At 50.3% G+C, this 6248-nt stretch carries 9 protein-coding genes; 6 read left to right on the forward strand and 3 right to left on the reverse strand.

The features are described from left to right. Window positions 1-24 precede the first annotated feature (24 nt). Together fmt and def are read right to left on the reverse strand one after the other, a co-directional pair. A complete protein-coding gene (fmt, locus tag OGX67_RS08400) occupies window positions 25-972 on the reverse strand; it encodes a methionyl-tRNA formyltransferase (protein WP_071697082.1) in 948 nt (315 codons plus the stop codon). Between the two features lie 14 nt (window positions 973-986). Next, window positions 987-1496: a peptide deformylase gene (def, locus tag OGX67_RS08405; protein ID WP_257652061.1), complete on the reverse strand. Its 510-nt coding sequence runs from the start codon at window positions 1494-1496 to the stop codon at window positions 987-989. Window positions 1497-1625: 129 nt separating this feature from the next. On the opposite strand from def, the gene dprA reads away from it, so the two are divergent. The 6 genes from dprA to OGX67_RS08435 are packed head-to-tail and all read left to right on the forward strand — an operon-like array spanning window position 1626 to window position 5418. Beyond that, a complete protein-coding gene (dprA, locus tag OGX67_RS08410) occupies window positions 1626-2750 on the forward strand; it encodes a DNA-protecting protein DprA (protein WP_032950358.1) in 1125 nt (374 codons plus the stop codon). Beyond that, window positions 2722-3195: a DUF494 family protein Smg gene (gene smg, locus OGX67_RS08415; RefSeq protein ID WP_003031162.1), complete on the forward strand. Its 474-nt coding sequence runs from the start codon at window positions 2722-2724 to the stop codon at window positions 3193-3195. The genes dprA and smg overlap by 29 nt, the downstream gene beginning before the upstream one ends. A gap of 26 nt (window positions 3196-3221) precedes the next feature. Further along, a complete protein-coding gene (locus OGX67_RS08420; protein WP_086504622.1) occupies window positions 3222-3764 on the forward strand; it encodes a DNA topoisomerase family protein in 543 nt (180 codons plus the stop codon). 4 nt (window positions 3765-3768) lie between these two features. After that, the gene (gene tsaC, locus OGX67_RS08425) at window positions 3769-4341 is read left to right on the forward strand and encodes an L-threonylcarbamoyladenylate synthase type 1 TsaC (RefSeq protein ID WP_003031166.1); all 573 of its coding nucleotides are present in this window, start codon (window positions 3769-3771) and stop codon (window positions 4339-4341) included. Window position 4342: 1 nt separating this feature from the next. Next, window positions 4343-5164 carry a shikimate dehydrogenase gene (aroE, locus tag OGX67_RS08430; RefSeq protein WP_032938694.1) on the forward strand — a complete coding sequence of 274 codons (822 nt, stop codon included), beginning with the start codon at window positions 4343-4345 and terminating at the stop codon, window positions 5162-5164. Further along, complete coding sequence (locus OGX67_RS08435) at window positions 5161-5418, forward strand: DUF1488 family protein (protein ID WP_086504620.1); 258 nt, start codon at window positions 5161-5163, stop codon at window positions 5416-5418. Before aroE ends, OGX67_RS08435 begins: the two co-directional genes overlap by 4 nt. On the opposite strand, the gene OGX67_RS08440 is transcribed toward OGX67_RS08435, so the two are convergent. After that, a complete protein-coding gene (locus tag OGX67_RS08440; protein ID WP_003031171.1) occupies window positions 5394-5948 on the reverse strand; it encodes a gamma carbonic anhydrase family protein in 555 nt (184 codons plus the stop codon). The genes OGX67_RS08435 and OGX67_RS08440 overlap by 25 nt on opposite strands. Window positions 5949-6248 lie beyond the last annotated feature (300 nt).

Below are 6248 nucleotides of genomic sequence, written 5' to 3' on the forward strand. Positions count from 1 at the left end.
CACCGGGCTTAAAGAGAAGAACCGTCAGACCAGACGGTTACCGGGTACAAACCATTCCCGGCGTGAATTAAGCAGATCCTGCGCGCTCATGGCTTTTTTACCGGCAGGCTGCAAAGAGACGAGATTCAGGATGCCGTCGCCCGTTGCGACCTGAATACCCTGCTTTGTTGCCTCCAGAATGGTGCCTGGCGCAGCCTGGGTGTTTTCCGCAATAACCGAAGCTTGCCAGACTTTCACTGGTTGACCGTCGATTTCAAGCCAGCTCATTGGCCATGGGTTAAAGGCGCGGATGCAGCGTTCCAATTGAGCAGCCGAAAGCGACCAGTCGATACGGGCCTCTTCTTTGCTGAGTTTTTCTGCATGCGTAACCAGTGATTCATCTTGTACCACCGGGTTTATTGTGCCGGCAGCCAGCTGTTTTAGCGTTTCAATCAGCCCCTGCGGTCCCAAATCTGCCAGCTTATCGTATAACGAACCGCTGGTATCTTCCGCCGTAATCGGGCAAGACAGCTTAAGCAGCATATCTCCGGTGTCGAGGCCAACATCCATCTGCATGATGGTTACACCTGTTTCGGTGTCACCTGCCCACAGTGAGCGCTGGATCGGTGCTGCACCACGCCAGCGTGGAAGCAGGGAGCCGTGAACGTTGATACAACCCAGACGCGGCATTTCCAGTACGGTTTTTGGCAGAATCAGGCCATATGCCACCACCACCATCACGTCTGCGCGTAAATCAGCAACCAGCTGCTGGTTTTCCTGAGGGCGAAGAGAGACAGGTTGGAAAACCGGTATCCCTTTTTCTTCCGCCAGCACTTTGACCGGGCTGGGCATCAGCTTTTTACCGCGTCCCGCCGGGCGGTCCGGTTGGGTAAACACGCCAACGACGTTGTGTCCAGAAGACAACAGCGCGTCGAGATGACGCGCTGCAAAGTCAGGTGTACCCGCAAAAATAATACGTAGTGAGTCTGACACGTTGATTCTTGTCCTTAAGCTCGGGCGTTCAGGCGGTCGAGTTTTTCAACTTTCTGACGAATGCGTTGTTGCTTCAACGGAGACAGATAATCGATAAACAGTTTACCGACCAGGTGATCCATTTCATGTTGAATGCAGATAGCCAGCAGGCCATCGGCTTCCAGTTCAAAAGATTTGCCGTTGCGATCGAGCGCACGAATTTTTACTTTCTCTGCGCGTGGTACTAACGCACGCTGTTCAGGAATCGACAGGCAGCCTTCTTCAATACCGGTTTCGCCGTCTTTTTCCAGCAGCTCTGGGTTAATGAGAACCAACTGCTCGTTGCGGTTTTCAGAGACATCAATAACGATGATGCGCTGATGAATATCGACCTGTGTTGCTGCCAGACCGATACCTTCTTCGGCATACATCGTTTCGAACATATCATCAACGATGCGCTGAATTTCTGCATTCACTTCTTCGACCGGTTTTGCGACTTTGCGAAGGCGCTCGTCCGGAATATGTAACACTTGCAAAACTGACATAGTTATCCAGAGTTGTGTTCAGGAGTTGAAAAGATTATTACCTCTATTCTAGACAAAACCCCCTCTGATTGACAGCATCAGTGACCAATCGCAAAGATTGCCAGGACTGCTTGTGGCAGGGGGACAAGGATGACCCAAATCGAAATTTGGCTACGTTTAGCGCAAGTGAATGAACTGTATGGTGATGAGATGGTGTGCATTGCCCACTGGCTCAATACTCAACCGTCGATTAGCAACGCGGTACTCCTTCAGGCAGGATTCTCTCCCCGCCAGGCAAGGCGCTTTTTAACCTTTTCGGATCTGACGCTGGAAAAAACGTTGCGCTGGCTTGAACAGCCTAACCACCATTTTGTGGTTGCCGACAGCGAGCATTACCCGCCACAGCTCCGTGCGATTGAGGATTATCCTGGGGTGCTTTTTGTCGCAGGAAATCTCGCATGTCTTCGCTCATTCCAGGTGGCCGTTGTCGGCAGCAGACAGCACTCCTGGTATGGCGAACGCTGGGGGCGATTGTTTTGTGAAAAGCTTGCTGCATGTGGTGTGACGATCACCAGCGGTCTGGCCCGGGGAATTGATGGTGTGGCACACAGTGCTGCGATAAACCGACAAGGCACAAGTATTGCAGTGCTGGGAAATGGACTTGAGACCATTCACCCACGACAGCATATCCGTCTTGCTCAGCGACTGATTGAGGCAGGTGGTGCACTGGTGTCTGAGTTCCCATTAGATACGCTCCCTTTGCCACGCAATTTTCCCCGACGAAATCGCATTATCAGTGGTCTAAGTAAAGGTGTACTGGTCGTCGAAGCTGCACAGCGTAGCGGGTCACTGGTTACTGCTCGCTGTGCACTGGAACAAGGGCGGGAGGTGTTTGCTTTGCCAGGGCCGATTGGGAGCCCGGGAAGTGAAGGCCCGCATTGGCTAATTCAGCAGGGAGCCATGCTTGTGACGACACCAGAGGAAATTCTTGAAAATTTGCAATATGGGCTGCAATGGTTGCCAGATGAACCTGAAAAATCAATTTATTCGCCAGATCACGAAGAGGTGGCATTGCCATTTCCGGAGCTCCTGGCTAACGTAGGAGATGAGGTAACACCTGTTGACGTCGTCGCTGAACGTGCCGGCCAACCTGTGCCAGAGGTAGTGGCTCAACTGCTCGAACTGGAGTTAGCAGGGTGGATCGCAGCTGTACCCGGCGGCTATGTCCGATTGAGGAGGGCATGCCATGTTCGACGTACTAATGTATTTGTTTGAGACATATATCCATAACGAAGCTGAGCTGCGTGTGGATCAGGACAAACTGGAACGGGATCTTACCGACGCTGGTTTTGATCGTGAAGACATTTACAACGCGTTACTTTGGCTGGAAAAGCTTGCTGACTATCAGGATGGCCTTGCTGAACCTATGCAACTGGCATCTGACCCTCTTTCTATACGTATTTATACTGCGGAAGAGTGCGATCGGCTGGATGCAAGCTGTAGAGGATTCCTGCTATTCCTGGAGCAGATTCAGGTGCTAAACCTCGAAACGCGAGAAATGGTCATTGAGCGTGTACTCGCGCTGGATACGGCAGAGTTCGATCTGGAAGACCTGAAGTGGGTAATCCTGATGGTGCTATTCAACATTCCAGGTTGTGAAAATGCCTATCAGCAAATGGAAGAATTACTCTTTGAAGTGAATGAAGGTATGCTGCATTAATCAATCTTCATTCAGTATGAGTTGTTATGGCTAAATCAGCACTGTTCACGGTGCGTAAAAATGAGCCCTGCCCACAATGCGGGGCTGAATTGGTTATTCGTTCCGGGAAACACGGTCCGTTTCTCGGTTGTTCACACTATCCAGAATGCGATTACATCCGTCCGCTGAAATCTTCCGCGGACGGACATATTGTCAAAGTTCTGGAGGGTAAGCTTTGTCCTGCATGTGGCGCTGAGCTGGTGCTGAGACAGGGACGATTCGGTATGTTCATTGGATGCAGTGACTATCCTGCGTGCGAGCACACCGAGCTCATCGACAAGCCTGATGAAACAGCAATAGTCTGTCCTCAATGCCAGACTGGTCATCTTGTCCAGCGGCGTTCCCGTTATGGCAAAACCTTCTACTCCTGCGATCGCTATCCGGAGTGCCAGTTTGTCATTAACTTCAAACCGTTATCCGGAGAATGTCCTGAGTGTCATTATCCGCTTCTCATCGAAAAGAAAACCGCACAGGGTGTGAAGCATTTCTGTGCCAGTAAACAATGTGGAAAGCCGATTTCGGTGGAATAAAAAAGTGAATAATAACCTGCCCACAGACGCTATCGCTGCGGCGATAGCGGTTCTGAAACAAGAAAAAGTCATCGCCTATCCAACTGAAGCTGTTTTCGGTGTCGGTTGCGATCCCGACAGCGAAACGGCTGTTACCCGTCTGTTAGAGTTAAAACAACGCCCAGTCGATAAAGGTTTAATTTTGATTGCGGCAAGCTTTGACCAGCTTAAACCCTATATCGACGATAGCATGCTCACCGAGGCCCAACGTGAGGCTGTGTTCGCCCGCTGGCCTGGGCCTGTTACTTTCGTTTTCCCGGCGCCCGCGACTACGCCTCGTTGGTTGACCGGTCGTTTTGACTCGCTGGCCGTGCGTGTCACCGATCATCCGCTGGTGGTTGCATTGTGCCAGGCTTATGGCAAACCATTAGTCTCTACCAGTGCTAATCTGAGTGGCTTACCGCCTTGCAGAACGGTTGAGGAAGTCCGTGCGCAGTTTGGTACAGACTTTCCTGTGGTTGAGGGGGAGACCGGAGGCCGTTTGAATCCTTCGGAGATCCGTGATGCTCTGACGGGTGAACAGTTTCGACAGGGGTAATATGAAAGAAGCCTATGCTGTTTTTGGTAATCCGATAGCGCACAGTAAATCGCCCTTTATTCATCAGCAATTTGCAGAGCAGTTGAAGATTGATCATTCCTATGGGCGTGTACTGGCGCCCATCAATGATTTTGTGAATACACTGAACGCTTTTTTTGCTGAGGGCGGGAAGGGGGCAAATGTCACTGTGCCTTTTAAAGAAGAGGCGTTTGCACGTGCTGATGAACTAACGGAGCGGGCATCGCTTGCTGGAGCGGTCAACACCCTTAAACGGCTGGAGGATGGGCGTTTACTGGGAGACAACACGGATGGTATCGGCTTATTAAGCGATCTTGAGCGTTTATCTTTCATTCATCCCGGATCGCGAGTTCTGCTGATTGGTGCGGGTGGTGCATCCCGTGGAGTTTTATTACCTCTTCTTTCTATGGATTGTGCGGTGACTATTGTTAACCGTACCGCTTCGCGCGCTGAAGAACTGGCACAAATATTCTCCCACACCGGCAGCGTGCAGGCGGTGGGAATGGACGATCTTGATAATTGCAGTTTTGATTTGATCATCAATGCCACATCCAGCGGAATGAGCGGTGAGATACCAGCTATTCCAGCATCTCTTATCCACCCTTCGGTCTATTGTTATGACATGTTTTATCAGAAAGGGAACACACCGTTTCTTTCCTGGTGTGTTTCGCATGGGGCGAAACATTATGCCGATGGCCTGGGGATGCTGGTGGGGCAGGCTGCGCATGCAGTTTTACTTTGGCATGGCGTTTTGCCACAGGTGGAGCCTGTCATAAAAAGCATGCAACAGGAATTGTCGGCATGAATCAGGCGATCCAGTTTCCCGATCGGGAAGAATGGTGCACGGATGTTAACGCCGTTGTGTTTCCAGTGATGGTTCATGGTATGCAGTTAACATGTGCCATATCTGGAGAGATTATGGCGTCCCGCTTTGGCGGCGACACGCCTGAGCAGTGGTTGGAAATATTTCAACAGCATCGCTGGGATCTGGAAGAAGAAGCTGAAGCATTGATCCAGGCCCAGCAGGAAGATGCTCAAGGTTGGGTGTGGTTACTCTGACTTAAATACTCGTCTTTCCACTTAACATAGTTGTTAGCTGAATATTGTAAGCCTGCTTTCTCTTCATCGCTTAATGGACGGATTTGCTTAACCGGGCTTCCCAGGTACAGATATCCGCTTTCCAGGCGCTTGTTTTGTGGAACCAGGCTACCAGCCCCAATCATAACGTCGTCTTCTACGACTACGCCATCCAGCAGAATCGATCCCATGCCGACTAATACACGGTTGCCAATGATACAGCCGTGTAGCATGACTTTATGACCAACCGTAACGTCCTCACCCACGATCAGTGGATTACCCTGCGGATTAGACGTGGATTTATGCGTGACATGGAGAACGCTGCCGTCCTGGATGTTTGTACGGGCACCAATTTGTACATAGTTAACGTCGCCACGAATGGCAACCAGTGGCCAAATTCCGACATCATCAGCTAAACGAGCATCACCAATGACGACACTACTGGTGTCGATCATCACGCGATTTCCGATCTGTGGGAAAAGATCCTTATAAGGACGCAGTACATCAGACATGTTTACCTCAACGAAAATAGAGCAGTAATGAAGACTTTGGTTGGATTATTGAGACTGTGCAAGTGGTTTAGCTATCAAAAATCAGTCAAATTGCGCAGGAATGTAGCGAAAGGAGTGAAAAACAAGCATTCAGAAAAAAAGATCCAAAAAATACTTGTGCTAAAAAATGGGATCCCTATAATGCGCCTCCATCGACACGGCGGATGTGAATCACTTCACGCAAACAGCCGGTTCGGTTGAAGAGAAAAACCTGAAAATGAGGGTTGACTCTGAAAGAGGAAAGCGTAATATACGCCACCT

Origin of the sequence: Citrobacter sp. Cf118, from assembly GCF_030334095.1 — a bacterium.
GTDB classification, from domain to species: domain Bacteria; phylum Pseudomonadota; class Gammaproteobacteria; order Enterobacterales; family Enterobacteriaceae; genus Citrobacter; species Citrobacter freundii.

What these genes read in the sequence shown, in the direction of transcription:
- dprA (WP_032950358.1), top strand. Translation starts at nt 1,626, where the DNA reads ATGACCCAAATCGAAATTTGGCTACGTTTAGCGCAAGTGAATGAACTG.
- smg (WP_003031162.1), top strand. Translation starts at nt 2,722, where the DNA reads ATGTTCGACGTACTAATGTATTTGTTTGAGACATATATCCATAACGAA.
- OGX67_RS08435 (WP_086504620.1), top strand. Translation starts at nt 5,161, where the DNA reads ATGAATCAGGCGATCCAGTTTCCCGATCGGGAAGAATGGTGCACGGAT.
- def (WP_257652061.1), bottom strand. Translation starts at nt 1,496, where the DNA reads ATGTCAGTTTTGCAAGTGTTACATATTCCGGACGAGCGCCTTCGCAAA.
- OGX67_RS08420 (WP_086504622.1), top strand. Translation starts at nt 3,222, where the DNA reads ATGGCTAAATCAGCACTGTTCACGGTGCGTAAAAATGAGCCCTGCCCA.
- OGX67_RS08440 (WP_003031171.1), bottom strand. Translation starts at nt 5,948, where the DNA reads ATGTCTGATGTACTGCGTCCTTATAAGGATCTTTTCCCACAGATCGGA.
- aroE (WP_032938694.1), top strand. Translation starts at nt 4,343, where the DNA reads ATGAAAGAAGCCTATGCTGTTTTTGGTAATCCGATAGCGCACAGTAAA.